The following is a 1,608-nucleotide window of genomic DNA, read 5'->3' as shown; positions in this document are numbered from 1 at the left end:
TCTTCAACGACATCACAAGGCTTATCAGGCTTACGATCCCTGAAGCCGCCAAGGTATGACCGATATTCGGTTTCGTCGACGTTAATGCACAGTAGCTTCTTTCCTCTGTATAGTCTTTAAATGCCTCCGCCAATGCATTAATCTCGATCGGGTCACCGAGCTTTGTCCCGGTTCCATGGGTCACGATGTATTCCATATCCTCTGCCTTGATATGAAAACGATCGTACACTTCTTTGATGAGCCGGCTTTGCGAACGTCCGCTTGGCGCGGTAATTCCGTTCGTTTTTCCGTCATAGTTAATTCCGCTTCCCACTACGGTTGCGTATACAGGGTTACCGTCGGATTCCGCTTTTGACAGCCTTTTTAAAACAATAACGGCCACGGCTTCCGCCGGCACCATTCCATTTGCACGCTTGTCAAAGGCGTAACACTTTCCGTCTGCCGACAGCATTCCCGCCTTGTCCATACTGTCGTAACCCTCGGGGGTGGTCAAAAGATTGGCCCCTGCCACGATGGCAGTATCGCATTCTCCGTTTCTGAGGCTCTGACAAGCCTGATGAACAGCTACAAGTCCTGACGAGCACGCCGTATTGATAGCCATGTTTGGACCATCAAGGTTTAAGAAATAAGAAAGTCGCGCAGCCAGAATGGCATTATGATTTGAAGTGACGCCCCCCTCGCTTCCTACTAACAGCCTGTAGTCGCCTTCCTCAATTCCTATAAACATCCCTATTTTTCTGTCTTCAAATGACTTGGAACCATAGCCGGCATCTTCTAATGCCTTCCATGTTTCCTGAAGCAGCAGCCTTTGTCTTGGATCCATTATCTCTGCTTCACGTGGTGATAATTCAAAGAAGAAAGGATCAAATTCATCAATTCCCGGTACAACTCCGAAACTTCTGTTTGTTGCTCCGCCGTCGCCCGTATGAGTTTCTAGCCATTCTGCACGTTCATGAGGTTTGCGAATGACATCTTTCCCCTCATGCAGATGGGACCATAGTTCCTCTACATTTCTTGCATCCGGAAATCTTCCGCTCATTCCAATGATGGCAATCGGATCTTTTTCAACCCCAGTCTGTTTCTGCTTTGTCCCCAATTTTTTGGAACGGCTCTTTCTTATTTTCTGTCCTCTATTTTCCGGTGGTGTTGTTAAAGAAACTTCTTTCCCGCTTTCGTGATAGAACGCCTGCATTTCATCAGAATAACGTTCAAGGAAATACTGACTTAACCCCTCTATCGTCGGATAACCAAAGAAAATATCCGGCGTAATCTCTAATTCATAACGCTCACTTAACACATCGGCAAATTCCGCAAGACTGATAGAGTCGAAGCCGAAGTCACCTAAACCCTCATCTATATTCAGCTTTTCTTTTGGATACTTAAGGATCTGACTGATCGCATCCTTTAGTTCCCAAATCACACACTGTTTTATGTTCCAGCCGCTCATTTTCGCTCTTCTGCCTTTTCCAGAAGGTAACGCAGCTCTTTTCACTTCGGTTTTTGTCCTTGTTTCTTCACTTAATCCAAGGAATTTATATACTCTCTTCCGATTTCCGGTCATGACAAGCCACTGAGTCTGTTTCTGGCGAAGAATGGCTTCAAAAACTT

Annotated in this window: 1 protein-coding gene; it reads right to left on the bottom strand. The window is 45.9% G+C overall.

What is annotated here, in order from left to right:
* Positions 1-1,608 (bottom strand): beta-ketoacyl synthase N-terminal-like domain-containing protein (locus tag BXO87_RS00065; protein ID WP_239692957.1); only part of this gene is annotated, 1,608 nt, incomplete at both ends.

The organism is Bacillus sp. GZB, from assembly GCF_001975995.1.
GTDB classification, from domain to species: domain Bacteria; phylum Bacillota; class Bacilli; order Bacillales; family Bacillaceae; genus Bacillus; species Bacillus velezensis.
This window is presented reverse-complemented; position numbering and strand designations above follow the sequence as displayed.